Origin of the sequence: Bacillus sp. FSL K6-3154 (assembly GCF_040869395.1) — a bacterium.
GTDB classification, from domain to species: domain Bacteria; phylum Bacillota; class Bacilli; order Bacillales; family Bacillaceae; genus Bacillus; species Bacillus safensis.
In genome coordinates this window covers 2,057,856-2,084,130 of the sequence record NZ_CP152033.1, presented here as the reverse complement: position 1 = coordinate 2,084,130, position 26,275 = coordinate 2,057,856, and the positions used below count along the sequence as shown (strand labels likewise).

At 42.9% G+C, this 26,275-nt stretch carries 25 protein-coding genes; 9 read left to right on the top strand and 16 right to left on the bottom strand.

Going from position 1 to position 26,275, the window contains the following annotated elements:
* Nucleotides 1–56: 56 nt before the first annotated feature.
* From MHH61_RS10865 to MHH61_RS10840, 6 genes are read right to left on the bottom strand one after another with little or no spacing between them, the layout of a single operon-like run.
* On the bottom strand, nt 57–860 hold the full coding sequence (locus MHH61_RS10865; protein ID WP_024424298.1) for an ABC transporter permease: 804 nt from the start codon (nt 858–860) through the stop codon (nt 57–59).
* Nucleotides 853–1,722, bottom strand: coding sequence for an ABC transporter permease (locus MHH61_RS10860; RefSeq protein ID WP_024424299.1), 870 nt, complete (start codon nt 1,720–1,722; stop codon nt 853–855). The genes MHH61_RS10865 and MHH61_RS10860 overlap by 8 nt, the downstream gene beginning before the upstream one ends.
* Nucleotides 1,722–2,813 carry an ABC transporter ATP-binding protein gene (locus MHH61_RS10855; protein WP_125587104.1) on the bottom strand — a complete coding sequence of 364 codons (1,092 nt, stop codon included), beginning with the start codon at nt 2,811–2,813 and terminating at the stop codon, nt 1,722–1,724. The genes MHH61_RS10860 and MHH61_RS10855 overlap by 1 nt, the downstream gene beginning before the upstream one ends.
* 8 nt (nt 2,814–2,821) lie before the next feature.
* Nucleotides 2,822–3,907, bottom strand: a complete 1,086-nt coding sequence (locus MHH61_RS10850) for a PotD/PotF family extracellular solute-binding protein (protein WP_024427273.1) — start codon at nt 3,905–3,907, stop codon at nt 2,822–2,824.
* The gene (locus tag MHH61_RS10845) at nt 3,904–5,892 is read right to left on the bottom strand and encodes a hydantoinase B/oxoprolinase family protein (protein WP_125587105.1); all 1,989 of its coding nucleotides are present in this window, start codon (nt 5,890–5,892) and stop codon (nt 3,904–3,906) included. The genes MHH61_RS10850 and MHH61_RS10845 overlap by 4 nt, the downstream gene beginning before the upstream one ends.
* Nucleotides 5,882–7,951, bottom strand: coding sequence for a hydantoinase/oxoprolinase family protein (locus tag MHH61_RS10840; RefSeq protein ID WP_125587106.1), 2,070 nt, complete (start codon nt 7,949–7,951; stop codon nt 5,882–5,884). Before MHH61_RS10840 ends, MHH61_RS10845 begins: the two co-directional genes overlap by 11 nt.
* Before the next feature lie 367 nt (nt 7,952–8,318).
* On the opposite strand from MHH61_RS10840, the gene MHH61_RS10835 reads away from it, so the two are divergent.
* The 3 genes from MHH61_RS10835 to MHH61_RS10825 all read left to right on the top strand — a co-directional run bounded on the left by MHH61_RS10835 (nt 8,319) and on the right by MHH61_RS10825 (nt 11,078).
* Nucleotides 8,319–8,747: a NucA/NucB deoxyribonuclease domain-containing protein gene (locus tag MHH61_RS10835; protein WP_024424305.1), complete on the top strand. Its 429-nt coding sequence runs from the start codon at nt 8,319–8,321 to the stop codon at nt 8,745–8,747.
* A 127-nt stretch (nt 8,748–8,874) separates the two neighbouring features.
* Entirely contained in the window at nt 8,875–10,572 is a 1,698-nt protein-coding gene (locus tag MHH61_RS10830) for a methyl-accepting chemotaxis protein (protein ID WP_098677314.1), read from the top strand.
* Nucleotides 10,573–10,691: 119 nt separating this feature from the next.
* Nucleotides 10,692–11,078 carry a competence protein ComJ gene (locus MHH61_RS10825; RefSeq protein WP_024427268.1) on the top strand — a complete coding sequence of 129 codons (387 nt, stop codon included), beginning with the start codon at nt 10,692–10,694 and terminating at the stop codon, nt 11,076–11,078.
* A gap of 1 nt (nt 11,079) precedes the next feature.
* On the opposite strand, the gene MHH61_RS10820 is transcribed toward MHH61_RS10825, so the two are convergent.
* Nucleotides 11,080–11,886, bottom strand: a complete 807-nt coding sequence (locus MHH61_RS10820) for an aminoglycoside N(3)-acetyltransferase (RefSeq protein ID WP_025092812.1) — start codon at nt 11,884–11,886, stop codon at nt 11,080–11,082.
* Between the two features lie 28 nt (nt 11,887–11,914).
* On the bottom strand, nt 11,915–12,331 hold the full coding sequence (locus MHH61_RS10815) for an Lrp/AsnC family transcriptional regulator (RefSeq protein WP_025092811.1): 417 nt from the start codon (nt 12,329–12,331) through the stop codon (nt 11,915–11,917).
* A 115-nt stretch (nt 12,332–12,446) separates the two neighbouring features.
* Here MHH61_RS10815 and MHH61_RS10810 point away from each other — a divergent pair, with 115 nt between their 5' ends.
* Entirely contained in the window at nt 12,447–13,211 is a 765-nt protein-coding gene (locus MHH61_RS10810) for an MBL fold metallo-hydrolase (RefSeq protein WP_034624002.1), read from the top strand.
* A 45-nt stretch (nt 13,212–13,256) separates the two neighbouring features.
* On the opposite strand, the gene MHH61_RS10805 is transcribed toward MHH61_RS10810, so the two are convergent.
* Nucleotides 13,257–13,586 (bottom strand): YckD family protein, encoded by a 330-nt coding sequence (locus MHH61_RS10805; RefSeq protein WP_024424311.1) that lies wholly within the window; start codon nt 13,584–13,586, stop codon nt 13,257–13,259.
* A 182-nt stretch (nt 13,587–13,768) separates the two neighbouring features.
* Between MHH61_RS10805 and MHH61_RS10800 the strand changes: the two genes are divergently transcribed.
* Both MHH61_RS10800 and MHH61_RS10795 read left to right on the top strand, forming a co-directional pair.
* Complete coding sequence (locus MHH61_RS10800) at nt 13,769–14,641, top strand: transporter substrate-binding domain-containing protein (RefSeq protein ID WP_024424312.1); 873 nt, start codon at nt 13,769–13,771, stop codon at nt 14,639–14,641.
* Between the two features lie 12 nt (nt 14,642–14,653).
* Nucleotides 14,654–15,331 (top strand): amino acid ABC transporter permease, encoded by a 678-nt coding sequence (locus MHH61_RS10795; RefSeq protein ID WP_034283291.1) that lies wholly within the window; start codon nt 14,654–14,656, stop codon nt 15,329–15,331.
* A gap of 117 nt (nt 15,332–15,448) precedes the next feature.
* Here the strand turns inward: MHH61_RS10795 and MHH61_RS10790 are convergent, their stop codons facing one another.
* The 5 genes from MHH61_RS10790 to MHH61_RS10770 form a co-directional block, all read right to left on the bottom strand.
* On the bottom strand, nt 15,449–16,747 hold the full coding sequence (locus tag MHH61_RS10790) for an arsenic transporter (protein WP_125587108.1): 1,299 nt from the start codon (nt 16,745–16,747) through the stop codon (nt 15,449–15,451).
* A gap of 132 nt (nt 16,748–16,879) precedes the next feature.
* On the bottom strand, nt 16,880–18,112 hold the full coding sequence (locus MHH61_RS10785) for a CdaR family transcriptional regulator (RefSeq protein WP_024424315.1): 1,233 nt from the start codon (nt 18,110–18,112) through the stop codon (nt 16,880–16,882).
* Nucleotides 18,113–18,238: 126 nt separating this feature from the next.
* Nucleotides 18,239–19,786, bottom strand: a complete 1,548-nt coding sequence (pruA, locus tag MHH61_RS10780; protein ID WP_024424316.1) for an L-glutamate gamma-semialdehyde dehydrogenase — start codon at nt 19,784–19,786, stop codon at nt 18,239–18,241.
* 23 nt (nt 19,787–19,809) lie between these two features.
* Nucleotides 19,810–20,727 (bottom strand): proline dehydrogenase family protein, encoded by a 918-nt coding sequence (locus tag MHH61_RS10775; protein ID WP_024424317.1) that lies wholly within the window; start codon nt 20,725–20,727, stop codon nt 19,810–19,812.
* A gap of 161 nt (nt 20,728–20,888) precedes the next feature.
* Nucleotides 20,889–21,659 carry a nucleotidyltransferase domain-containing protein gene (locus MHH61_RS10770; protein ID WP_125587110.1) on the bottom strand — a complete coding sequence of 257 codons (771 nt, stop codon included), beginning with the start codon at nt 21,657–21,659 and terminating at the stop codon, nt 20,889–20,891.
* A 92-nt stretch (nt 21,660–21,751) separates the two neighbouring features.
* Here MHH61_RS10770 and MHH61_RS10765 point away from each other — a divergent pair, with 92 nt between their 5' ends.
* Nucleotides 21,752–22,066, top strand: a complete 315-nt coding sequence (locus tag MHH61_RS10765; RefSeq protein ID WP_024424319.1) for a hypothetical protein — start codon at nt 21,752–21,754, stop codon at nt 22,064–22,066.
* Nucleotides 22,067–22,101: 35 nt separating this feature from the next.
* Here MHH61_RS10765 and MHH61_RS10760 read toward each other — a convergent pair whose 3' ends face one another.
* Complete coding sequence (locus MHH61_RS10760; RefSeq protein ID WP_125587111.1) at nt 22,102–23,058, bottom strand: acetylxylan esterase; 957 nt, start codon at nt 23,056–23,058, stop codon at nt 22,102–22,104.
* Between the two features lie 211 nt (nt 23,059–23,269).
* Between MHH61_RS10760 and MHH61_RS10755 the strand changes: the two genes are divergently transcribed.
* On the top strand, nt 23,270–24,055 hold the full coding sequence (locus tag MHH61_RS10755; protein ID WP_061110396.1) for a carbon-nitrogen family hydrolase: 786 nt from the start codon (nt 23,270–23,272) through the stop codon (nt 24,053–24,055).
* Nucleotides 24,056–24,298: 243 nt separating this feature from the next.
* Here the strand turns inward: MHH61_RS10755 and MHH61_RS10750 are convergent, their stop codons facing one another.
* Nucleotides 24,299–25,216: a LysR family transcriptional regulator gene (locus MHH61_RS10750; protein ID WP_125587142.1), complete on the bottom strand. Its 918-nt coding sequence runs from the start codon at nt 25,214–25,216 to the stop codon at nt 24,299–24,301.
* Nucleotides 25,217–25,332: 116 nt separating this feature from the next.
* Here MHH61_RS10750 and MHH61_RS10745 point away from each other — a divergent pair, with 116 nt between their 5' ends.
* Nucleotides 25,333–26,106, top strand: a complete 774-nt coding sequence (locus MHH61_RS10745) for a class I SAM-dependent methyltransferase (RefSeq protein WP_125587112.1) — start codon at nt 25,333–25,335, stop codon at nt 26,104–26,106.
* Nucleotides 26,107–26,275 lie beyond the last annotated feature (169 nt).

The window sequence follows — 26,275 nt, the reverse complement described above, 5'->3', positions numbered from 1 at the left end:
ACAACAAAAAAAAGAGCTGTCATTTCAAATGACAACTCCTTGTTTCTTCATTATATTTACATCACCTTAGACAGACCAATCGTTTTTTCAATAATGAGCAGCGCAATGATAGAAATGATAATAAATATGACAGATATCGCATTGACACTTGGATCAAAGGTCTGCTCAATGTAATTAAAGGTCCTGACAGGAATTGTAATGGTTTGAGGAGAGGAAACGAACAAACTGATCGATATTTCCCCAAATGACGTCACAGCTGAAAACACCCCTCCTGCAATGATTCCCGGCTTAATCAAAGGTAATGTGACTCGAAAAAACGTGCGAATGGGTCCTGCGCCGAGATTCATTGAAGCCAGCTCAAGCCGCGGATCTAAATTCGAAACACTCACGCCTACCGTTCGAACCACATAGGGAAAACCAATGATGACGTGACCAATGACGAGCGCCCACAAAGACCCTGTAAAACCCATAGCCGTAAACAAGTAAAGCATTGCAATCCCTAACACCACCTGAGGAATCATGAGAGGTGACAGAATGAAAGCTTGGACGGCCTCCTTTCCCTTAAAGGAAAGCCTTGCTAAAGCATACGAAGCCATTGTCCCTAAAAGAACCGTGAGAGGCGTCACGATGAACAGCAGAATCACACTGATCCGAAGAGATTCCATCCATTCTGGATTTGACACGACCTCATGAAACCAGCGCACAGAGAACGAAGTCGGTGGAAATTCAGGAAAGGCATTTGGACTAAAAGCAGATAGGACGATCACAAGAACAGGTATGGTTAAAAAAAGATAAACCAATGACCCAGCAGTCCAAATCAGGATGGAAAGCAAGCGGTCACCTATTGACTTTTTACGCATGCATCCTCGCCTCCCAACGCTTCAATAAATAGCTTAATAGACTGACTACCACAAGCACACAAACCAATAATGTAAAGGACATAGCCGCAGCAAGAGGCAGATTATACACCTGCATGACCTGCTGATAAATTGACAGCGGCAGCAGCGGCTGCATCCGTCCGCCGACTAACAGCGGAGTGATATAACTTCCTGCTGCCAGTGAGAAGACGATGATCGCGCCAGTCACCATGCCTGGAATGGTCAGTGGTAAGGTGACATGAAAAAAGGTTCGAATCCGGCCAGCTCCAAGACTCATAGAAGCCGGTCTTAAGTGACGATCCATATCGGTTAAGCTTGTTGCGATCGGCAGTACTGCAAATGGCAGCATGACTTGGACATAGGCAATAATGACCGCATTCATATTCCACAGCATCGAGAGCGGCTTCTCAATCACCTGTAAATCTAGTAACATGCCATTGATCAGACCATTTTGCGAAAGAAGAACAATCCATGCAAATGTCCGAATCACAACACTTGTCAAAAGCGGCGACACAAGTAGGATATAGAAAAATGCCCGCAGACGCGGATTAGGTGCTTTGACGAGCACGTATGCTGCGGGGTATGCCATCAATAAACAAATCACCGTTGTCTGCAAAGCCACCCACACAGTACTTCCAATCGCCTTTACATATGCATCTGTCGTGAACACATGAATATATTGAGAAAAGCTATACGTTTGTAATGTATTCATCATCGAATCGACATCGCGAAAACTGAGAACGAGCATCATCACCAGAGGAGCTAGTAAAAATACTACAAGAAACAAACAGGCTGGCAGCAGCATAAACCAATGAAATCGTTGATTCTTTTTCTTGATTCGCATCACGTATGCACCTTCGAATCTAAGAAAACGATATCTTCAGGCTGCCAATGGATATGGACGGTTTCTCCAACTTCAGGCAACTCGGGAAATGCCGCATCAGAAGCATGGACAATGATTTCACCATTATCAAGCCCCACAACCAAACGTAATGAATGCCCAATATAACTCACATCTGACAGCACGCCTGATACATGGTTCGGCTTTACTTCCTCCCGCTCAGAAGAGATGCTGATTCTTTCAGGACGCAGCATAAGCAGTTGCTTTTCCCTCTTCTCTTGATGTGCCGCAGCCTGCAGCTGAAGATGCTGACCGTTTGAATGGGTTACATTCGGAACTGTAAATGCCGCATCAGCTTCATTGTACACGGCCTCAAAGATGTTCACCTGTCCGATGAATTCAGCTACAAATCGATTGTTTGGCTGGCGGTACACCTCTAAAGGCGTCCCAATCTGCTGAATTCTTCCCTCTCCTAAAATTCCAACCCGATCAGAAAGGCTTAAGGCCTCCTCTTGATCATGTGTCACAAGAATGGTTGTAATCCCGACATTCCTTTGAATATTTCGCAGCTCTGTCTGCATGTTTTTTCTTAGTTTGGCATCTAGGTTGCTGAGCGGTTCATCAAGAAGGAGAACAGACGGCTGAATCGCCAGCGCTCTTGCAATCGCTACCCGCTGCTGCTGACCACCGCTTAATTGGTGGGGCATCCGTTTCGCAAATGCCTCTAATTGAACAAGAGACAAGCTTTCCATCACCTTCTCTTTAATTTCCGCCTTCTTTTTCTTTTGAACCTTTAGCCCGTACGCCACATTATCAAATACAGTCAGATGTGGAAAAAGTGCATAGCTTTGAAAGACCATACCTGTTTTTCTTTGGTAAGGCGGCAAAGCTGTCACATCCTGATCACCAATATAGACGACGCCTTTTGTTGGTTCTAAAAAACCGCCAATGATGTTTAATAATGTTGATTTTCCGCAGCCGCTAGGACCAAGAAGGGAGAAAAACTCTCCCTCATTCACCGTAAGACTGACATCGTTGAGAGCAATCTGCTCACCGAAGTGCTGACTGATGTGTTCTAAATGAATTCCACTCATGCGATCACCTATTTTCCTCCGCCTAATACTTCGTTCCATCGGTTTGTCCAATTGCCAAGCTCAGAGGTCGCTGTTTCATAATCTACCCACGTCAGCTTGCTGTAATAATTTTCTCCAACTTTCACTTTCCCCTTAATCTTGTCATCGTATTTCACGTCAGAATTCGACATGCCATAATAAGATTTTTCCGAGAAAGCCTCCTGAGCTTCTTTTCCACTTAAGTAGTTTAATAGTTTGTACGCCGCTTCTTCATGCGGACTTCCCTTCGTTAAAGCCCAGCTCGCAACAGCTGCAACAGCACCTTCTTTCGGATATGAGAAACCAATATCCATTCCTTCTTCTTCAAGTGCAAATACTCGCCCGTCCCAATATGGAACAGCCGCAACATCCCCACGTTCTAACAAGGTTTGAATCGATCCTGGGTTATCTGGAAAAGCAGCAACATGACCTTTTAACTGCGCGAGACTTTTAAATGCTTTATCAATATCCTTAGGATTTGATTCTGTCCCCCCTTGCGCATGAACAAGTGCAGAGAAAAATTGCAAACCGGCTGAATAAGTCGGAGATGAAATGGCTACCTTCCCTTTCAGCTGACTGCTCCATAGGTCAGTCCAGCTGTTTGGTTCCTGCTTGACGAGGTCTTTTCTATAAGCAATACCAAGCTGCCCCATACTAAAGCCTGCTGCATATTGTTTTCCATTCACAGTAAGCTTCTTTTGGACAGAACGGTAAAGCTTTTTGACGTTCGGCGCTTGATCTTCATCAATAGGCGCAAGAACGTTTGCCGCGATACCTCTTTGAATCGTATCAGGCTGTAAGATTAGTAAGTCATATGGTGGATTTTTCCCATTTGACGCTTTTAATTTTGTAAACCATTCAGAATCCGCCCCAGAGACGGTTTGCACTTTAATTCCTGTATCTTTTTCAAACTTTTCGAGGATTGGTTTGATATTCTTTTCCCAATCGCCTCCATATACGCCAACAATCACAGTCTGCTGCTGTTTGCCTTGATCCTTTCCATTTCCACCACAAGCGGTCAGCAGTACAACGATTGATAGGATCCCTGCAAAAATAGCGATTAATCTTCTTTTCATGATTCATTTCCCCCTTTTTGTCCATTCATTTGACGAAGTGCTTGAGTAATATCTTCCTTTGTTAACGGCTCATTTCTATGACTGAAATGTTGATGAACTGCATGTTTATAGTGCGTACGTTCATTAGCCGGATAGGAACGAAGCTGAACGGCAAGCTCACTGCTGGCTTCGTCCGTCCATACTTTCTCATAAGCTGCTCTTTGTTCTCCGAAATCCCACACGTCAGTAGATGGAGAATGATTAACCTTTTCACGCACCCTGCTCGTCTGCTCCTCATCAATCTTCCATTCATTTTGGTCTAAATATACTTTCACACCATATTGCTGCAGCGCTCTTTCTTCACTTAATAGACCTGCTTCCACTTCCTGAAGGACTTTTTCTTTCTTCCTGTCAAATGGATTCCCCCAGCCGCCTCCACTTGGTGAAATCAATTGAACGATATCACCTTTATCAAGTCGCAAGACATCTATTTTGGGCTGGTCTTGTTTCTCACCATTAGCTGTGATCAGCTTGACCTCACCAACCGCTCCTGCTCGGCCGCCCATTAATCCCCAAGGCTGAAACTTCATCCGTTCCATTCCTCGTGCTGTCACCATCGATTCAGGCTTTATCATTTCAAATTCCAAACCAATCGCATGTCCGCCTCGATTTTCACCAGCTCCACCTGTATTCGGCAGAAGCTCATATCGGTGAACATGAATATCAATATGCTGTTCCAAACTCTCAATTGGGGTATTCTTCAAAAAGCCTGACGAATGATCAATACCGTCCACTCCATCAGTACCATTTTGAGCACCGCCACCTCCTCCTAATGGTTCGACAACGGACATTTTCCTGCCACCCGTTTGATCATCAGGTACAGAGAGAACCACAATGGCAGATTGACCTGCACCTGCTGCCGGCACTGCTTCAGGCAGCAGCTTACCAATCGCGCCTAGCACGACATTGTACAGCCTCATCGTAATCGAATGTCGAATCCCGACAGAAGCCGGGTATTCTGGATGCACCAGCGTTCCTTTAGGAGAGATTACGTCAATTGGATACGTTATTCCACCATTAATCGGTATAAAAGGATCCTTACTAATGATGTAATTAATCAACCCTTGATAAAGAAAGGAATGTTTCTGACCATTGGTAACAAGGTTAAAGGCTGTTTTTACTTGGGGATCACACTCAGAAAAATCGAGCGTCAGCCGTTTCCCTTTGATCGTTAGCTTGATTTTCAACCGAATAGGGACGCCTGAGATCATATCATCATCTAAATAATCAGCAAATTCACTCGTTCCATCCGGAATAGCTTCAATGACCTTTCCAGCACGATCCTCGGCTTGCTTCAGCAAGTCTATCATTCCTTGTTTCACTTCGTTTTTTCCGAATTTCTCAATCATTTCTTTTAACCGAATATCTGCTGTATTCACTGCAGCAATCATCGCATTGATATCACCATCATTTAGATGACTAGCGCGGCTGTTAGCTCTTAAAAAGGTACGTACGACCTGATTCTCTTTCCCGCCTTCATAAATTTTTACTGGCGGAATTCTTAATCCTTCTTGATGAACATCCGTTGCTGTCGGTGAAATACTCGAAGGCACAAGTCCACCCACATCACTGACATGAACAAAAGACCAAGCATAGCTTACGATTTCATCATCTACAAAAATCGGCTTAATGATATGGACATCTGGCAGGTGAGTCGCCAAACCATCTGTCGTATAAGGATCATTAGTGATGATAATGTCTCCTGGCTGCATCGGTCCGCTTTCTTCAATCGCTTTTTTTAGACTCAGCCCTAAAAAGATCGTCACACCCACTGTCTTCGGATAAACAAAGAAATCTCCAGAAGGCGTGGCTAATGCTGTCGCAAAGTCAGCAGATTCTTTGACGAAGGTCGTAAATGACGTTCGTTCAATGACATGTCCCATGCCTGATGCAATCGCATTAAAATAACTGCGCATCATCTCAAGCTTTGCTGGATCAGTTCTCATGTAAAGCTGCCTCCTTTGAAATCACTAAGTTACCTGATAGATCAATGCTGCCTGCCCAGTTTGGCAAAATTAATGTTGTTGTATCATCCTGCTCAATAACAGCTGGTCCATTTACAATAGAACCTACTGACAGAGTATCCCGGTTATAAACCGATGCTTCGTATTCTTTTTCCTCTATAAAGATTCGTCTATATTCATATGGTTTCAAAGACTGTCCGCTGCTTTCATGAACAGGTGAAAAAGGCAGCGGAGGCGTCTCGCCTATGACTCGAACGCGCAAATGAGTAAACTCGATGTTTGCCTGATCATCCCTATGACCATATTGACGCTGATGCAATTTGTGAAATGCTTCAATGAGTTGGTGGATGTCTTGTTCTTGCTTTAGCCAATCAATCGATAATGGCAATTCAATCTCAAATGCCTGTCCTTGATAACGTGCGTCTGCTAATAATAGAATGGATGTCTGATTGATATGCTGAATGTCCTGCTGGCTGACCCAATCAGTCGCTTTTCGCGACAGCTTCTCATAATCTTGTTTTAGTTGGTTGATCGAATAGTCTTGTAAGCATATTTTCTTCGACAGCACCGCATCATGAATAAAGTCAGCGGTCAGAGCACCTAATGCACATAATGTACCCGGACTCGGAGGAACAACCACATTTTTCGCATGAATTTCTCTCGCAAGAAAATTCGCTACAACCGGCCCTGCTCCGCCAAACGCCAGCAAACTAAAATCTCTAGGGTCAAATCCTTGCTGCTCCATCACATTGCTTAATTCTGTGTACATATTGGCTACGGCTACTTGAATGAGCTGGTCAGCAGCCTCTTCAACCGTTTTGTTGAGCTGTTCAGCAATTGGCTGAAAGGCCTTTTTCGCCGCAGACAACTGTAATTGTAAATGTCCTCCGGCAAAACGTTCTTGATTGAGATAACCGCATATAAGAAACGCATCAGTTAAAGCTGCTTTTTCTCCCTTTCCATACGAAGCTGGTCCCGGATTTGAGCCAACTGATTCTGGCCCCGCTTTTAGAAGTCCGCCCTGATCAATCCATGCTACCGAACCTCCTCCTGCTCCTATTGAATACATCGCAACAGATGGGAGAATAATTGGAAAGCCTGAAAGCTGATTTGATTGCGCCATTGTAGGCTGTCCATTTTGAATAATCGAGATATCTGCACTCGTCCCCCCGACATCAAAAGTGATCAGGTTGGGTTCACTAGCTGATGCTGCAATTCTCGCCGCACCGATGACACCAGCTGCCGGACCAGAAAAGAGAGTCTTAACAGGCGAAGTTGCCGCACTTTCTGCATCCATTAAACCACCATTTGATTGTGTAATGTATGGAGAAATTGGTACACCTTCTTCCTTCAAACGACTTTTCAGTGTTTGCAAATACTGTTTCACCTTTGGTTGAATGTACAAATTAACAACAGACATCACTGTACGCTCGTATTCCCTCATTTGAGGCCATAATTCAGATGAAGTAAGGACTTCTAACTGTGGATAATGATGATTGATATAGGCTTTTGCCTGTAATTCATGAACTGGGTTTTGATAACTATGTAAAAAAGAAATGACGATACCTGCTAGATTTTTAGATATAACATGCTGGACTGCATCATCTAACTGCTGCAGATGGAGAGGGTTTTTGATTGTACCATCGTGTATCAACCTTTCAGAGATTGGATATACATGTTTCCGAGGTATCAATGGTTCTGGCAAACGAGAATTGAAGTCATAAGGAATGGGTAGTCGTAAACGTTGAAGTGACAATATATCTTGAAATCCTTCTGTCACAAAAAGGGCTAAATCTGCTCCTTTTCGCTGCAATAATGTATTAAGACCGATTGTCATTCCGTGAACGAGGTATTGGATGTTGGATAAATCAACACCTCTTTTTTTTAGAAGATTTAACCCATTGATAATACCTTGGGCTGGGTCATCAGTCACTGTGGGTGTCTTGAGTTCAGTCAGCTCCCCTGTTGCTTCATTTATCAACGATAAATCAGTAAATGTTCCGCCTATGTCTATTCCGAGCCGGTATGAGACATCCGCCATTTGTACTTCCCTCCTACAATGTAATTAGAATCATATTTTGATAAATTACGACATTTTTTGATATTTGACTCCATATTATTAAAGCAGATCGGTCTAGTCAATTTTATTTTTTTGAAATTTCTGTGTGTTAAATTCTTGAAATTAGCTCAAAAAGCAGTGATACAGCCATTTTGGATGAGCATAATCGTTTTATGATCTACAAAATTAAAATTTTTATGAATTTCTACAAAAATGAAAAACAAGAAATCAAGTAAAATCTGTTTTTTGAATTTTAAAAGGCGTTTTTTCAAAACCAGGAGAAATTGGTAAGTAATTCTGCTATACTTCTGTTTACAAAATACGCAAACAAGAAAGAGAGCCAGCACCTATGAAACTTCTTAAAATGATTCTCTTGCTTTTATTGATTGTTATTGGTGTAGCAACAGGCTATATCCAGCTGGAGCAAGGGAAACAAGAGACAGCGAATTCATCTTATGACAAAACGATTCATTTTCCATCAGACCGCTATCCCGAAACAGCCAAGCACATAGAAGAAGCCATTGATGAAGGTCATTCATCCATTTGCACAATTGACCGTAAACATAGTGATGAGCAAAGGGATCGATCATTACATGGCGTTCCAACAAAGCGCGGGTATGATCGTGACGAATGGCCAATGGCAATGTGCAAAGAAGGAGGCACAGGAGCTTCTGTCAAATATGTACGCCCTTCTGATAATAGAGGCGCAGGCTCGTGGGTAAGTCATCAATTATCGGATGATCCTGACGGCACAAGAATTCAATTTATCATTGATTAGCAGCCTTTCCCTTTTCTATATTAAAAAAATTTTCACATGACTGCATGCAGGTATTTTAAACACTTTTTTCATGCCGATAATCCTTAAGGAGGGATATCCTACCTTATACCTAAAGGAGTTAAAAAGCATGAAGAAAAAGGGAAAACTGAGGCTTGGCGCCAAAATTTTGCTGATCTTTTTAAGTGTCCTCATCATCTTTTCCGCAGTTGTTGGTTATGTGGTGAATCGCGAGATGACAGAAAACATCAAGCAAATGGCAACTGAAAAAGCAAAAGGTGATTTAAAACTAGGCTACGCCTACCTGAATGAAAAAGTAGAAGGCTCATGGCAGATTAAAGAGAACAAGCTATTCAAAGGAAATACGCAAATGAATGATCATGACACATTGGTTGACCAATTAGCCGAATATACCGGTGATACAATCACGATTTTTCAAGGAAATACCCGCGTTGCTACGAATGTCATGTTAAACGGGAAACGAGCTGTAGGTACAGAAGTCTCTCCTGAAGTGAAGACCACTGTTTTAGATAAAGGAGAAAACTATTACGGCACTGCAAATGTTGCCGGGAAAGACTATCAAACGGCTTATATGCCGATCAAAAATGAAGCAGGCGAAACAATTGGTATTTTTTATACTGGCGCCAATCAAAGCATGATTTCACAAATGCTTCAGTCATTCTATATACAATTTGTCATCGTCCTTTTGTTAAGTCTGATCGTTTCGGTCATCATTATTTCTATTTTCACTAAACGGATTCAGGCACGTCTCAAGCATATGGCTTCTGCCATTAAGAGTGCAGGCGAAGGTGATTTAACCATCAATGTGACGGATACTGCTGGTGATGAATTGTCTGATCTGGCTGGCCATTTCAATAAGATGCGTGAAAAATTAAATCAAACCATTCTAAATGTCATGAACACGTCTGAATTAGTGGCCACATCCTCTGAGCAGCTGTCAGCTAGCGCAGAAGAAACGAGTGCAGCGTCAGAAAAAATCACCCACACGATCCAAGAAGTAGCACAATCATCAGAAGAACAATCAGCTCAAATGACAGCCAGTGAGCACACAATGATTCAAGTATCAAACGAGCTGGCAAACATCACTGAAAATGCAGGACAAATGGCTTCAAGAAGTCACTCCGCACAAGAAGTGGCCCAAAAAGGTGTACACAATATCAGTGAAGTTCATTCACAAATGACGTCTATTGCAAAATCAATTGAAGAAAACGGTACAGCGATTCAAGCGTTGGAAACACGTTCAGCTGAAATTGATCATATTTCCAAAGTCATTACAGATATCGCCAGCCAGACAAACCTGCTAGCTCTTAATGCAGCAATTGAAGCAGCACGGGCAGGTGAGCACGGAAAAGGATTTGCTGTTGTCGCAGACGAAGTGAGAAAGCTTGCAGAAGAATCTCAAGCATCATCAAACATGATTTCCCATCTCATTTCTGAAATACAAAAAGAGATGACTCATTCGACGAATGCCATCAAACGAGTAAGAGAGGAAGCGGCTCAAGGGGCTGTACTTATCTCTCATACAGAGGAATCATTTCATGATATCCAGCAGTCGATGAGAGAAATGGCGAATGGCATTAAGCATTTATCAAGTGCATCACAAAAAATCGCAGCTTATACAAACGATGCGAAACAGTCTTTTGCGTCTATTACAGAAGGCGTGAAACGAACGAGTGAACATTCACAGCAAGTAGCCGGTTTAACAGAAGAACAATTTGCTGCAATGGAAGAAGTAACAGCTTCATCAGAAGCGCTTGCCCATTTAGCAGGAGATTTAAAAGCAATGGTCTCGCAATTTCACATCTAGATCCCACACCAAATAGCGCAAGACGGCGACAATCGTCTTGCTGCCTAACTTTCTCCTCAAGAATCACTCTTTAACCATTCACGTTCCAACGAAAATCCATAAATAAAGGAGTTTTTTATATGAATCACTTAAATCAAGCCTATTCCCTATCTATCTCCTACCACCAAATCACGGTATACACCGGAAGCGAAACACCACCTGTTATTGATTGGACAGATGAGGACATTCTTCAAGGATTTGCAACAGGAGATCAAGGAGTTTCCTTTGAAGGGATCAATAATGGAAAGGCGTCTATTATTGTGACATTAAATAGCGATGAGCCCCAAGTCTCGGTTGATAGAGCCATAACAGTTCCCTTTACGCTTACAAGTGACCAAGTTTATATCACAAGCGTCATGGCCAATGTGCTGTCTTTTTCCATTCCAAAAGGAAACTATCAGCTTACCTGCTACACCTCACAGCAGCCTGATCAAGACGTTTATTATGTAAATTTCCAAACAGTGTAGATTACGACTGATCGTATAGATCAAGCCACTGTTCCGCATAGTCTACCGATTCTCTCATGGGCAGTAAATATGAACTGGCAAGTCCAATTTGATTGTGCTGATGGATGCCTCCTGATTGCAGAAAATCACGGCCAATCTGTTCAAATAGTTCTTCTCTTGTGATGATATCTTGGTACTCTTTCCATACCCTCCACCCATTCTCTAAAATAGGGGCTCCTCTTGTCATGAGGTCCTGCTGAGGGATTCGGTATTCAGCTAGATGAAAAGCTGTCATGCTCTCAAATGATGCGCCAAGCAGCAGCACTTGAGCATGAAGATCATACATGCGGCCAAGAGGCGACTGCTCTCCTAATCCAAAGGAAAGTGCATGGTGTTGCAGAATTTCATGTTTTCTTTTCCCCCAGGCGGTGAATGAAAAATGGGGATGATTGCTTCTCGCCACGCCTGGGTATTTCCAAAATGTTTCCGCCACCTTTCCCATTGCTGCTGGTGTCGTGTAAGCTGGGTCAAATGCGGGCATTGTTTCTTTGATCGATTTCCACCATGAATAAGGAACAGGCGGATCGATCCAATCGGCGGGATCAGAAAGCTCTAACGTTTGTGCCGGCATAATCAGTGTCCCTTCTTCTGTTAAGGTTTCCATCAATGCTTGTATGACGGCTACAGCGCCTCCGTTTACCCAGCCGATTGATGATAAAGATGAATGAACACATAAAATCATGCCCTTTTTCACACCAAGTTGAACCAAGTCTGCTTTGATTCTTTCCTTTGTCATCGGTTCAGCTTGATTTTCGATTAATTTTTGCATCGTTCCTTTTCCTCCTGCGTCTCTTCTATTACTGATGAATGAGACGTTTAACCGCAATAGACAGTTTGTAATTTGCGTAATTCGTCAGCTCCGTTAAAAACTGATCAAGTTCATCATGACTGGAGAAATGTCCTTCAGCCATATAACAGCCTTCACCACTTATTTTGAACAAATTCTTGATTTCTTCCTTTTTATAAAGAAACGACAGAAGTGGTTCATGATGATGACTACGGGTATATAGCTGCAAAAAGGTTTGAATCGTCTTTTGTGTCTGCCAATCAATTGAAATGGTATATGCTTCAATCACGCCTTCTTCTTCTAGCTTTAACACCCGATTTGCAACAGCTTGGCCGGTTAAATGAACTTTTTCACCTAGAGCTTTCATCGTTAATCGGCTGTTCTTTGATAGTTCTTTTAAAATATTCATATCTGTTTGGTCTAGCATTGGCTCACCTCTTTCAAAAATCAAGCCCTTCTGCCAAAAGACTTTCATAATCCTCTGTCACGTAGAACTCTTTTAATATACTGTAAACTTAATCAGAAAAAAAGGAGGCCTTTTTATGAAAATTACACTCATTCGCAATGCGACTTTATACCTTCACTATGGTCATTCAACTTTTTTAATCGATCCCTTTTTAGCAGCAAAAGGAACATATCCACCGTTCCCTCATACAGCCAATCAACATTTGAACAATCCTATTGTGGAGCTTCCTGTAAATATAGATTTAGACAGTCTGTTACACCCAGATGCTGTCTTACTCTCTCATTTACATGTGGACCACTTTGACGACGAGGCCAAAAGGAAATTAGCTCAGGATCAACCAATTTATACTCAATCGGAGAAGGATCGAAAAGAAGTTGAAGAAGCTGGATTTCAGCATGTCACATGCATTGAAGATGAAATGGACATTTGCGGCGTTCATATTAAACGTACAGGCGGACAGCATGGGACGGGAGAAACGGCGAAGCGGATGGGGCAGGTGAGCGGTTTTGTTTTCTCTCACCCTGATGAACCTACCCTTTATATTGCAGGTGATACCATTTGGTGTGATGAACCGAAAGAGGTTGTGAATACAAGCAAGCCAGACGTCATTGTGGTCAATAGCGGGGCTGCTCAATTTTTAGAAGGCGATCCTATTACAATGACCAAGGAAGAGATTCTAGACATTCACCGTTCTCAGCCAAAAGCTCAAATTGTCGTCTGTCATCTTGAGGCAGTGAATCATTGCCTGTTAACAAGAGCTGCTTTAGAAGCTTACGTTCAAGAGCATCATGCAGATCAAGCCATTTTTGTCCCTCAAGATGGGGAAAGTCTCACCTTCTGATCGACAATAAAAAACCGGCACTTAAAGCTGCCGGTTTCATCATTATCATGGGCGATGGTGCTGTGGTTTTTTCAGCAATGGAACAAATCCGTTCTTTTTCAAATGAGTGTAATGCTCATCCATTCGTTTCGTGATGTGTGTGCCTTGTTCCTTTGTTAACACGCCGTACTGTACATATTTCTCAATGACTTCTTTTCGCTTAGAAAGAATTTGCTGCTCAAGGATTTCAATTTGTTTTTGTTGTTCTGCTGTTAATTTCACTTGATGTGTCACCGGGCGCTTTTCCATTTGAGGTGTTTCTCCATGAGCCGTTTCTATATGAAAACCAAATAACAGCATCATCGACAAGATGATCAAACTACTTATTTTTTTCATCATTGTTGTTCCCTCCTTTATTCGCCTTTATTTTGCGCTCGCTTTCCTTTTTTATACATTATTTCTAACACGCAAATTGCTTATAATATTCTTACTTTTTCACTTTTCTTCTGAAAACGTTGTCCTTATAGAGAAAGCGTGCTATGTTTTGTTTTGTATAAAAAATAGAGGAGGATTCTTAAATGAGTCGTTTTTATCATAAAAAACCTATATGGATCATGCTTGTTGTATCTGCTTTCATCCTTATTATGTCTGCTTGCAGTCAATCAGGCTCATCTCAATCTGAAGACACAAAGTGGGATCAGATTAAAAAGAAAGGGAAAATCGTGGTTGCAACTTCAGGCACCCTTTATCCAACTTCTTATCATGATACTTCTAATGGCAAGGATCAATTAACTGGCTATGAAGTAGAAGTCGTCAAAGAAGCGTTTAAACGTCTTGATGTGAAAGTAGAATTTAAAGAAATGGGCTATGATGGGATGCTGAGCGCCATTAATTCTGGTCAAGTGGATGCCGCTGCGAATGATATCGACATCACAGATGACAGAAAAGACAAGTTTGCCTTTTCAACCCCTTATAAATATTCCTACGGAACGGCTATCGTTCGGAAAGATGATTTATCTGGCATTAAAACTTTAAAAGATTTAAAAGGAAAGAAAGCAGCAGGGGCTGCCACAACGATTTATATGGATGTTGCTCGTAAGTACGGTGCAAAGGAAGTCATTTATGATAATGCGACAAACGAGCAATACTTAAAAGATGTTGCAAACGGCCGTACAGATGTCATTCTAAATGATTATTACTTGCAGACACTGGCTCTTGCTGCATTTCCTAAACTAAATATTACAATTCACCCTGACTTGAAGTACATGCCGAATGAACAAGGTTTTGTTATGAAGAAGGACAACAAAGAGCTTCAAAAAGAATTAAATCGTGTATTAGGCGACATGAAAAAAGACGGAACAATGAAAAAGATTTCTGAGAAATTCTTTAATCATGCAGACGTCTCTAAGAAAATTGATGCTGATGTCGAAGATGTCGACATTTCCAAATAAGGAGCTGCAATCGTGGGAGATATTCATTTAGAATATATATTTAATCCTGCACTGGCAAAGGCGTCATTTCCGTTTGTTATGAAAGGCATCTGGCTGACGCTGCTCATTTCCTTTGTGAGCATGTTTTTTGGTACCATTCTTGGCTTTTTTATCGCTCTTGCCAGGATGGCGAATTCATGGATTCTTCGGCTGCCTGCACGACTGTATATCTCATTCATGCGAGGCGTGCCCATTCTAGTGATTTTGTTTATTCTCTATTTTGGATTCCCCTATATCGGCATTGAGTTCACAGCGGTCACTGCCGCCATTATTGGGTTCAGCTTTAATAGTGCTGCCTATATTGCAGAAATTAACCGGGCGGCTCTCTCCTCTGTTCCAAGTGGACAGGTGGAAGCTGCTAAATCATTAGGTCTCAGCTATTGGCAAACGATGCGTGGTGTCATTTTGCCTCAATCCGTCCGCATCGCCCTGCCGCCATTGACCAATGTCATGCTCGATTTAATCAAAGCTTCCTCACTGGCAGCAATGATTACTGTACCAGAGCTCTTCCAGCAAGCAAAAATTGTAGGCGGACGAGAATTCGATTATATGACCATGTATATTTTGGTCGCACTCATTTACTGGGGCATTTGTAGTGTCGTCTCATTGCTTCAGGACTTTTTAGAAAAACGCTATGCGAAATATCTGTAGCAAAAAAAGAGCAGATCTCATGGATCTGCTCTTTTTCAGCGTGTTAGAAAACCTTTGCAGCCCTAAGCACCGAAGCGCAGACCTGCGGGCGAATGCGAGGATTTGTCTACACGATAATTAATGAATAAGCCATAACCATACATATAACCCGAGTAATGTGAGAATCAAGGTTGGGATGGTCAGGATGATCCCGGCTTTCATGTACGCCCCCCAAGAGATATGGACGCCTTTTTTCTTTAAGACATGAAGCCACAGCAATGTCGCCAATGAGCCGATTGGGGTCATTTTCGGTCCAAGGTTGGAGCCGATGACATTGGCATAAATCAGTCCGTCTCTCATGACACCTGCTGTATCTGTATGTCCAATGGCAATCGCATCAATTAAAACGGTCGGCAGATTGTTCATCACAGAGGACAGCACTGCGGCAAGCACGCCCATAAACATCGTTCCTGCAAGCAAGCCATGTGAAGCCCCTTGTTCAATCCATGCCGCCAATATTTCTGTAAGACCGACATTTTTCAGTCCATATACGACGACATACATACCGATTGAGAAAAACACAATGGACCACGGCGCTTCTTTGATCACTCGCTTTGTCGCTACTTGTGGACTTCTTCTCGCCAGCCACAAGAAAGCAAGGGCAATCCCGCCTACGATGATGGACACTGGAATACCGATCAGTTCCCCCGCAAAATAACCCACAAGCAGACAGCCGAGCACATACCAAGACACACGGAACATACGGATATCTCGAATAGCTGACGCCGGTTCCTTTGCCTGTGACAGATCGTAGGTTTTTGGGATAAGCTTTCGGTAAAATACATACAGAACCAGCATGCTCGCTCCAAGCGACACAAGGTTTGGCACGAACATATTCAATGTATATTCTAGAAAACCAATATGAAAATAGTCGGCTGATACGATATTGACCAGGTTACTAATGACAAATGGCAAGGAGGTTGTATCTGCAATAAAGCCGCTTGCCATCACAAAAGGCAGCACCATGCGCTCATCCAGCTTCAACGCTCTCACCACAGATAAAACGATTGGGGTCAAGATCAATGCCGCTCCATCGTTGGCAAAAAAAGCAGCCACAACAGCGCCGAGCAATGTTAAGTAAATAAACATGCGGACACCGTTGCCTCTTGCGGCTTTTGCCATATGCAGTGCAGCCCATTCAAAAAAACCGATCTCATCTAAAATTAACGAAATGATAATAATGCCAATAAAGGCAAAGGTCGCGTTCCATACAATTTGCGTGACTTCCCACACATCGCCTAGATGAACGACACCAAAGGCAAGTGCAAGAATGGCGCCTCCACACGCTGACCATCCTATGGTGACACGTCCTGGCTGCCAAATGACAAGGACGAGGGTCATGATGAAAATCAAAATGGCTAAGGTGACTGATCCCAAAGGTGGCCCCCCTTTCACTTTTCTCATAAAATCTTTATCTATCATACAACGAAATGCATCAGTTGTATGCCATTTTCGAATTTCACATGCAAACCCGCAGGTGATCCTATGCACCTGCGGATTCCATCATCATTATTGATCTTTTTTCATCAGCATCAATTCAATAAATAACTCACATCTCTGGCTAAAATGACTTAAGTCGATCGAAGTCATGTCAAAAATTTGTTTCATTCGATAGTTTAATGTATTTTGATGAATAAACAACTGCTCCGCTGCTGGCTTTAGCTTGCAGTTATTCAATAAGTAGACTTCCAGCGTTTTTAAAAACGAGGTTTGACTCTCGCGGTCTTTTTCCTTCAAGCGTAACAAATCTGGATTGAAGTCGTTTTTCTTTTTTTGATGGCTGTAAATAGAGTCTAAAAACCGGAAGACCCCTAAATTCTCATAATCATATGGAATCAGTTCTTGCCCTCCGACAATTTTTACTGCCTTGACGACCTCTATCGCTTCAAATCGACTTGTACTCATTTTCATGACATCACGGTACTCTCTTCCCATCCCAATATACAAAGGGGAAGGATGGGCATTCGTTTTTGATTGCAGATGTGCGATGACATCAGCGGCAGTCGCTTTCGGTGAGTGCCGGTCTGACAGGCTGCCTAATATAACGACAATATCTGCTTGAACCGAATAGACGTGATTCACTTTATCCTCTAGCTGCAAATACGTTCGAATGACATCCTTCACATCTTCTGCCGTCTCACTTTTGTTATCGGCAGCGTGCACGACCATAACGGTAAATACGGCTGGCAGTGGAATGCTTAAGTTCTCAGCCTCCCATTTCAGCTCTTCTTCAGTATAAAAATGATCATCCATGACCTTTTTGAAAAACTCTTCAATCTTGCCTTCCTTTTTCTCAAGCTGTTTCTTATTCTTATAAATCACTTTTCCAACCTGAAAGGAAGCTTCGTGTAAAAATTGCAGCTCCTCCTGAGAGAGGGAGTCCTCAATGTCCTGCACCCAAATAAAGCCTACTACCTCTTGTTTATGCTTGGCGCTCACAGCCACCCGCCGATTAAATCCGAGCTCGTCATGGCCGCTCACATAAAAAGGCTTTGACTCCTTGTGAAGCCGCTCAATTACCCCTGTTTTCTTTAACCAATCGACCACAGACCCCGGACATTCCTTGGAGAAAATCGTTTGCTGATTCACTGGGTCAAACTGCTGAATGCTGTAAGAATTATAAGCAAGGAGCTGACACTCTGTGCTTTCTAAAATGACTGGTTTTTTTAAATAGCCGCTAATAAATGCAATTAATTTATCGACATCAAAAAATGTATGAAGCTTTTCTAATATCTCTTCCATCCCGATTGCTCCCTGATTAAGTGATACATTTATCATACTTCTTTCCAGTCAGATTTGTATAGAAACAAGTCGCAAGCAGGCAAAAAAAGCATGAACCCATCAGTGCAGGTTCATGCTTTTTCCATATTAAAACATTTCACTAATCGTTTTTGCCTGCATGTGCAGAGCTAGGTAATCTGGACCGCCTGCTTTTGAATCCGTTCCTGACATTTTGAAGCCGCCGAATGGGTGGTAACCAACGATGGCACCTGTGCAGTTACGGTTAAAGTAAAGGTTCCCTACATGGAACTCCTGCTTCGCACGGTTGATGTGATCACGATTATTCGTAATGACAGCACCTGTTAAACCGTATTCTGTGTTGTTGGCTACCTCAAGTGCCTCATCAAAGCTAGAGACTTTCGAGAAAGCCAAGACTGGTCCAAAGATTTCTTCTTGCATTAAACGGGAAGTTGGCTCAAGATCTGCAAAAATGGTCGGGTGGATAAAGTATCCTTCCGAATCATCACTCGTTCCGCCAGTGACTAAGCGGCCTTCCTGTTTGCCAACCTCGATATAATCCGTGATCTTGTCAAAGGACGCTTGATCAATGACAGGTCCCATGTAAACATCCGCAGAAAGTGGATTGGCTGTTGTTTTCGTTTCTGTGATTTCCTTCACTCGCTCAACGACTTGGTCATACAGCTTCTCATGGACGACAGCCCGAGATCCAGCTGAACATTTCTGACCTGAAAATCCGAAGGCTGATGTGAAAATGGCATTGGCCGCTAATTCAACATCTGCATCCTCATCGACAACCACTGTATCCTTACCGCCCATTTCAGCAATGACACGTTTTAAATGCTGCTGGCCTGGCTGCACTTTTGCTGCGCGTTCAAAGATACGTGTCCCTACTTCTCTTGATCCAGTGAATGTAATCAGGCTTGTTTTCGGATGATCTACTAAGTAATCCCCGACCTCTGCTCCGCTTCCTGGTACAAAGTTGACAACACCCTTTGGAAGACCGGCTTGCTCAAGCTCTTCCACAAAACGGGCTGCAATGACAGGCGTCGCACTTGCGGGTTTTAAAACAACTGTATTCCCAGTGACGATTGGGGCTACTGTTGTTCCTGCCATGATCGCAAACAAGAAGTTCCACGGCGGAATCACGAGCGTCACGCCAGTTGGTGTGTAAACATATTGATTGCGTTCGCCTTCGCGGCTGTTTACTGGTTTGCCTTTCGCCAGCTCCAGCATTTGACGGGCATAATATTCTAGGAAGTCAATCGCTTCTGCTGTATCTGCATCTGCTTCATTCCACGGCTTACCTGCTTCTTTGACAAGAAGGGCTGAATACTCATGCTTTTTACGGCGAATGCTTGCCGCAGCTCGGAATAATACGCCAGCTCTTTCTTCTGGAGACGTGTAGCGCCATGTTTCGAATGCTTTCGCTGCTGCTTGAACCGCCTGCTCTGCCTCTTCCTTCCCGGCCTTTGATACGGTTCCAACCACTTCATCCTTTTTCGCTGGATTGATCGAAACAATCTTGTCTTTCGTTTCAATTCTTTCTCCATTAATCACGAGCGGATAGGTTTGACCAAGTGATTCTGTTACTTTAGCTAATGCTTGTTCAAACGCTTTGCGGTTTTCTTCCTGGCTAAAATCCGTGAATGGTTCATGCTTGTAAGGTGTTGTCATTTTTGTCACGCTCCCGTTTCAAATTATTTTCTCGTCATCCCTTTTAGAGCAAAGGCAATGTTTGCCGGCCGTTCTGCAAGGCGTCTCATGTAGTAGCCATACCACTCTCGTCCATACGGAGTATAGACCCTCATTTGATAGCCTTCTTTCACAAGTGCCTGCTGCGTTTCTGATCTCATGCCGTACAGCATTTGAAATTCGAACTGACTTGTCTGTATATTGTGTTTTTTCACAATATTTTTTGTGAACTCGATCATTTGATCGTCATGTGTCGCAATGGCTGTATAGTTCCCTGAGAGCAATTGCTTTTCGATCAGCTTTTGATAATTCAGATCGACATCTTTTTTGTTTGGATACGCCACTTCGGCGGATTCCTTATAGGCACCCTTTACAAGTCTTAAAAATGGCTGCAGCTCATTTAGGTCATCAAGATCCTTTTCTGTTCTGTACAAATACGCCTGCAAGACCGTACTGACATACTCATATTGAGATTTCATCTCTTTAAAAATGTCCAGCGTTTTTTGACAGCGCTGTTCATCCTCCATATCGATTGTCACCATGATACGGTGTTTCTCTGCCGTATCTAAAATACGTTTCATATTGTGATACACAAGGTCATCGTCAATATCCAGGCCAAGTGATGTCATTTTGAGTGACACATGGGAATTGAGTCCCGACTCAGCAATCCGCTGAATGGTTTGAATACACTCAGTCGTCCGTTCATTGGCAATCTCTGCCTTTGTAACAAACTCACCAAGGTGATCAACTGTCACAGCCATTCCTTGGTCATTTAATCGCTTGATAACAGGGATGGCACTCTCAAAGTCCTTCCCTCCGATGATTTTCTTAGATGCAACAGCACTTCCCCAATTACGAGCAATATGGTTCAAGAGACTGCTCTTTGACAAAAACAAGAAGAAATTTCTTGTGACCGACTCCATAAAGGGCACCTCCCACTCTTTGTAAGCTATGTCTTTATTGTAAAGCTCATAAGCTGTCCGCTACAATATTTGAAGATGACAAAAATTCTGACTTTTTTTGTGGTTTTATCACAATAAGAGATAAAAAAGAGCCTGCCGTGATCCGGCTGGCTCTTCCCTGCTTACGCCCACACCTCATCAAGGGTAGACTGCAGCAGCTCATTTAATTCTTGCAACAGGTTGTCTTTCGGCTGATTGTAGCTTTTCACCAATTCATCAAATCGCGCGAGCTCTTTGTCGATAAATGGATGGACATAAGCGAGACGGTTTTCTACATCCATTTCTTCTCCGTCCATTTTACGTTTGAGCAGCTCATGGATTTCCGCTAAAAGCGGACCTTCCTCCACTAGTTCTTCGAGCAGTTCATGAAAGTCCATCGGCGGAACCGTCCTGTATCGTTCAATCCACTGACAGGCAAGCAGCGGACGAAGTACATAGAAATACTTCTTGATTCGCACCTGCTCTCCTCGTAAATGCCGGCTTTCATTCCGCTTCGCCATATTGAGGTAATGATACATCAATGCTGCAGGATAAAACGCTCGATCCTTTAATTCTCTTAGCCGCTTTGCCAAAGAGAAAGATTCAGCATAGATGATGTCAGACGACAGCCATTCCATGATGGACGGATTCGATTTATTGAATAAGCGAAGTGCCTTTCTAAGCTCCCAGCCGCTGATATCAAGCACATCATCAATCGGCCGTTCAATGACATCACGATGTTCTTCCATTGCCCAATACCATTCTTTTCGAGGAACATATAAAAAACGGACATCGTAATCACTATCAGTCGAGGGGAATCCCCATGCTCTGCTGCCTGATTCAACCGCGAGGCAAATTTTTACGTCATACGTTTCTTCGATGATTTTCAGCTCTTCCTTGATTCTCTCTCTCATCATCCATCAACTCTTTCTATAGAAATCTGCATGACTTCTTCACGTTTTGGTAAAATACGAATAAGACATATATGAAAAAGGAGTTGGATCTCATGTCTATATCTCGCATCATGAAATGGATCACCGGGATTTTTGAAGCCTGTCTTGCCATCCCTGTCATCGGAGGACTATTTATTATTAGCAATGGCTATTCACCGCTCATGGTCATGCTTATTCTGCATATTATCACACTCGTCTTATCGAAGCGAGACCAAGGACCAATGATTGGCAGCATCATTGGGATTATCACATCCTGCCTCGCCTGGATTCCGATACTTGGATTCATCCTTCATATCATCACAGCTCTTGCCCTTATTATCACCGCGTTAGTGCCTGATGAAAAAACGAGACAGAATACGAGTTATTAAAAAAGAGGCCCTCCTAGAGCGGCCTCTTTTTTCTTTTATTTGAGTAAATGCTTTTGTAAGAAGGAGAGCTTCTCTGTTTGAAAAGCCGGGATAAACTCGTGTCCAAAATAGCGATATACCTTAAGGTCTTTATCTGCTTCTAAATGGTTGTATGCCGCAAACACAGTAGATGGCGGGGTTATTTTGTCAATCAGACCGATCGCCATCAATGTTGGCTGTTTCACCCATCCAGCTAAATTGATTAAATCAAAATAGCTTAATGTCTCAAATGCCTTTTTCTCCACTTCCGGATCACTGTTTCTTCGAAAGTATGAATTGATTTCTAAATAAGGCTGCTCCAATGCAACGTCCACTGCACGCTCGAAGTTTGATAAATAAGGGTAATCTGCCACGACGACCTGCGGAATGTCTGAAAGGGCTGCAGCTGCAACCGCTAATGCGCCTCCCTGGCTCCCACCAATCACGCCGATCCGGTGTTCATCCACTTCTGGGAAGGACTGAATGACTTCGAGTGCACGAACCGCATCTAAATAAACACCGCGATAATAGTAGGTCTCTTTTGATAAAATGCCTTTTGTCATCCACCCCAAAGCGTGACCGCCTGGTGTCACTGTCTGATCTTCACTGCCGCCTTGACCACGGACGAGCATACCAAAAATTGCATAGCCGTGGAGCGCCCAGTTGACGATGTCGTGAATGCCGCCGTCATAGCTGGCATTATAGCCATGATAACGAACGAGCGCTGGATGCGGGCCAGATTGATCAGGTACAGCATAAAAGCCTTCAATTTTAGAATGTCCAAAGCTTTGATACGTCAGGCGGTACACCTTAACGCCTTTCACTGGATAGTCATACGGTTCAAGTGTTGGCTTTGCCTCCACTTGGCGCAGTTCTTCGAGCGATTTCTTCCAAAAGTCTGAGAAATCAGGACGTGCAGTTTTCTTTGGTTTATATTTTTTTAGATCTTCTAGTGATAAATCGAACAATTGCATATCATACTATTCCCCTTTGTTTTATTAGTTATAGGTATCATACCACTCATTTCTTGATTGAGAAAGTCATTTAACAAAACCTTCTGACATTTCTATTGGCAAAGATGATGGAAACCTTTATGATAAAGAAACTGGCCTTGAAGACTAAAATAAACCATTACATACATTCATGATTTTCACATGACATATAGCGAATAAAGGAGGAACCCATATGAAAATCGCCCTTGTCCAAATGGACGTACAAATTGGAGAACCTGAAGTGAATTTTAAAAAAGCAGAAGCGTTTTTAGAAGAAGCAGTTCGCGAGCAGCCTGATCTGATCATTTTACCCGAAATGTGGAATACCGGCTACGCCCTTGAACAAGCCGAGCAGCTTGCGGATATAAACGGTGAACGCACAAAACAGCTCTTTTCCTCCTTTGCACGGAAGCACCAAGTGTATCTCATCGCAGGCAGTGTATTAAATAAACGGACAGAAGATGAACACATTACCAACACAATGTATGTTTTTAACCGCCAAGGTGAGCTTCTGTTAGATTATGATAAAATTCATTTATTCCGCTTAATGGATGAGCACAACTATTTAACCGCTGGTGATCAGCTTGGTTTATTTGACTATGGTGAAGATGTAACAATTGGTGCGATGATTTGCTATGACCTCCGCTTCCCGCAGCTTTCCAGAACACTTGTGAATAAAGGAGCGAAGGTGCTCGTCAATACGGCACAATGGCCGTCAGCAAGAGTGGACCATTGGCGCAGCCTGCTCATCGCAAGAGCGATTGAAAACCAGTCATTTATGATTGCTGTTAACAGAACTGGCACAAGCAGGGACACGGCATTCCCTGGACACTCTATGGTGATTGATCCACTCGGCCGAATCCTGCTTGAAACAAGCGATGACGAAGACATTTATTATGCGGAAATTGATCTTCAGCTAGTGGGTGAAGTCAGACAGCAAATTCCGGTTATGACGGATCAGCGTCTGGACTTATATTAAAAAGCAGGGTGCTCCCCTGCTTTCAGCGTGTAGACAAACCCTCGCATTCGGTGTCAGGTCTGCGCTCCGGTGCTCACGAATGTCAAATTCGCTCCGCTCCGCTGCTCGCCCTTTCTAGACTGCAAAGGTTTTCTATCACGCTGAAAAGAAGACAAAGGGCTAAAACCAAGATCATTTTAGCCCTTTGTCACCAATCTTAAAGCAGGGTGCCCCCCTGCTGTTTGCGTTTAATTAAACGTTTGTTTAAGCTTTTCCTTGGTTCTGATAAAGGTCCATGAAGGCTTGAGCGGCTTTCGTTAAATACCTTTCTTCAACATATGCAAATACAAGTGTTCGGGTTGGGCATGAATCAATGTTTAAATAAATAACTTGGTTCCTATCCTCTTGTGCCACCATTTTCGGCACAACGGTCACACCTAGTTCGTTTTTGACCAATGCCTGTGCTGTTTGAATATGGCTTGTTTCAAAAGCCGTTTTTGGCTGAAAACCGTGATGACGGCACAGTTCCATGACCACATGCCGAAAACCGTATCCCTCTTTCAGCATAATAAATGGGATACCTTCAAGAAGTTGAAAGGGAACGATTTCGTGACCGGACTCTTCTTGCCCTGCTTGCTTGATGATCTCGTTCAATTCCTCTGATAACCAAGACTGAGCAGCTTGTGGAACTGCAAGAAGGAGCGGCTCTGTCAGCATTTGTTTCGTTTTCAATGATTCATGCTCGACAGGCATAGATAAAATAGCCAAATCCAGTTTTCCAGCCAATAGACGTTTTTCAAGCTCACGAGGAGACTCTTCTATCAGTTGAACGTGAACATGAGGATACGTTTGACAAAAGGTTTTTAATAAACCGGGCAAGACATATCCCCCAGTCACTGCTGGCGCTCCAATGTTCAGCTCTTTCCCGATTTCATAAGCTGCTTCTCCCATTTCACGCAGCAAATCATCTCTTTCCTTCAAAATATTCTCAGCCCTTTTAATGAATCGTCTCCCTTGAGGTGTGGGCGTTACTTGTCCATACTTTCGAATAAATAGCGGTGTGTCTAATTCCTCTTCCAGCTTCTTCATTTGCTGGCTTAAAGAAGGCTGTGCAATATGAAGTTGATCCGCTGCTTTTGTAAAACTTTGCTGCCGGTACACTTCAATGACATATTCCATCATTCGTATATCCACTTTCATCACCTCATAGGTTTTAACTATCCATGTCATATCTTTTATGTCTTAGACAAATAACAGAAGGAATTCTACGATAAAGAGACCACAAAGGGGGAAAAGAAATGAATCCATATGCTAAAGCCGAGAACCAATTTTCACAAAATGCCGAGAACTATCGAGATTCACCTATATTTGCAGCCGGAGAAGAGCTGGAATGGATGAAAACAACAGCAAATGCGAAGGGACATGAGCATTTACTTGATATTGGCTGCGCGGCAGGACATACCGTTTTTTCCTTTTCAGACGTTATCTCTAAAGGGGTAGGCATTGATGTCACGCAAAAAATGATCGAGATTGCAGCAGCACTAGCGGAAGAACGCCACCTGAACCACATTACTTTTGAGCATGCAGCCGCAGAAGCATTGCCCTTCTCTGATGAATCATTTGATTTAGTGACGTGCCGATTTGCTGCTCACCACTTTCCAAACCTTCCGGCAGCCATGTCTGAAATCAGCCGAGTCTTAAAAAAAGGCGGCCAATTTCTGCTCGTCGACCATTATGCACCTGAAAACCCTGCACAGGATTCATTTATTAATCACTTAAATAGACTGAGAGACCCTTCTCATGTGCGGGAAAGCTCGTTATCAGAATGGAAAGAGCTTTTCGATGACAACCAACTGACTCAGAAAGAGATTCGTTACTGGGATCTGCATATTGATTATCAGGACTGGATTATACGCGGACGCACGCCAGAGAATATTCAAAAGGAGATCGTTTCCCACCTTCAAGCCGCAGACCCTGACACAAAGCAGCTGTTTCAGCTTCAATTCGATGCACAGCATCAGCCCATTTCCTTCTGTTTAAAAGCTGCACTGCTTCAAGGAATTAAGCATTGAACTGATAGAAAAAGTCTACCATCGCCGGTAGACTTTTTTAATCTTCACTGTTTCACAGGTGGCTTTTCTTGTTCGTGACTCGTCTCTCTACACGACTAGATTATGTTTCTATTATATGATAATTGAACGAAGATAGGTGATGCATTTTAGATCCTCTGAATAAAAAAAG

What these genes read in the sequence shown, in the direction of transcription:
- MHH61_RS10865 (WP_024424298.1), bottom strand. Translation starts at nt 860, where the DNA reads ATGCGTAAAAAGTCAATAGGTGACCGCTTGCTTTCCATCCTGATTTGG.
- MHH61_RS10860 (WP_024424299.1), bottom strand. Translation starts at nt 1,722, where the DNA reads ATGCGAATCAAGAAAAAGAATCAACGATTTCATTGGTTTATGCTGCTG.
- MHH61_RS10855 (WP_125587104.1), bottom strand. Translation starts at nt 2,813, where the DNA reads ATGAGTGGAATTCATTTAGAACACATCAGTCAGCACTTCGGTGAGCAG.
- MHH61_RS10850 (WP_024427273.1), bottom strand. Translation starts at nt 3,907, where the DNA reads ATGAAAAGAAGATTAATCGCTATTTTTGCAGGGATCCTATCAATCGTT.
- MHH61_RS10845 (WP_125587105.1), bottom strand. Translation starts at nt 5,892, where the DNA reads ATGAGAACTGATCCAGCAAAGCTTGAGATGATGCGCAGTTATTTTAAT.
- MHH61_RS10840 (WP_125587106.1), bottom strand. Translation starts at nt 7,951, where the DNA reads ATGGCGGATGTCTCATACCGGCTCGGAATAGACATAGGCGGAACATTT.
- MHH61_RS10835 (WP_024424305.1), top strand. Translation starts at nt 8,319, where the DNA reads ATGAAACTTCTTAAAATGATTCTCTTGCTTTTATTGATTGTTATTGGT.
- MHH61_RS10830 (WP_098677314.1), top strand. Translation starts at nt 8,875, where the DNA reads ATGAAGAAAAAGGGAAAACTGAGGCTTGGCGCCAAAATTTTGCTGATC.
- MHH61_RS10825 (WP_024427268.1), top strand. Translation starts at nt 10,692, where the DNA reads ATGAATCACTTAAATCAAGCCTATTCCCTATCTATCTCCTACCACCAA.
- MHH61_RS10820 (WP_025092812.1), bottom strand. Translation starts at nt 11,886, where the DNA reads ATGCAAAAATTAATCGAAAATCAAGCTGAACCGATGACAAAGGAAAGA.
- MHH61_RS10815 (WP_025092811.1), bottom strand. Translation starts at nt 12,331, where the DNA reads ATGCTAGACCAAACAGATATGAATATTTTAAAAGAACTATCAAAGAAC.
- MHH61_RS10810 (WP_034624002.1), top strand. Translation starts at nt 12,447, where the DNA reads ATGAAAATTACACTCATTCGCAATGCGACTTTATACCTTCACTATGGT.
- MHH61_RS10805 (WP_024424311.1), bottom strand. Translation starts at nt 13,586, where the DNA reads ATGAAAAAAATAAGTAGTTTGATCATCTTGTCGATGATGCTGTTATTT.
- MHH61_RS10800 (WP_024424312.1), top strand. Translation starts at nt 13,769, where the DNA reads ATGAGTCGTTTTTATCATAAAAAACCTATATGGATCATGCTTGTTGTA.
- MHH61_RS10785 (WP_024424315.1), bottom strand. Translation starts at nt 18,112, where the DNA reads ATGGAAGAGATATTAGAAAAGCTTCATACATTTTTTGATGTCGATAAA.
- pruA (WP_024424316.1), bottom strand. Translation starts at nt 19,786, where the DNA reads ATGACAACACCTTACAAGCATGAACCATTCACGGATTTTAGCCAGGAA.
- MHH61_RS10775 (WP_024424317.1), bottom strand. Translation starts at nt 20,727, where the DNA reads ATGGAGTCGGTCACAAGAAATTTCTTCTTGTTTTTGTCAAAGAGCAGT.
- MHH61_RS10770 (WP_125587110.1), bottom strand. Translation starts at nt 21,659, where the DNA reads ATGAGAGAGAGAATCAAGGAAGAGCTGAAAATCATCGAAGAAACGTAT.
- MHH61_RS10765 (WP_024424319.1), top strand. Translation starts at nt 21,752, where the DNA reads ATGTCTATATCTCGCATCATGAAATGGATCACCGGGATTTTTGAAGCC.
- MHH61_RS10760 (WP_125587111.1), bottom strand. Translation starts at nt 23,058, where the DNA reads ATGCAATTGTTCGATTTATCACTAGAAGATCTAAAAAAATATAAACCA.
- MHH61_RS10755 (WP_061110396.1), top strand. Translation starts at nt 23,270, where the DNA reads ATGAAAATCGCCCTTGTCCAAATGGACGTACAAATTGGAGAACCTGAA.
- MHH61_RS10750 (WP_125587142.1), bottom strand. Translation starts at nt 25,216, where the DNA reads ATGATGGAATATGTCATTGAAGTGTACCGGCAGCAAAGTTTTACAAAA.
- MHH61_RS10745 (WP_125587112.1), top strand. Translation starts at nt 25,333, where the DNA reads ATGAATCCATATGCTAAAGCCGAGAACCAATTTTCACAAAATGCCGAG.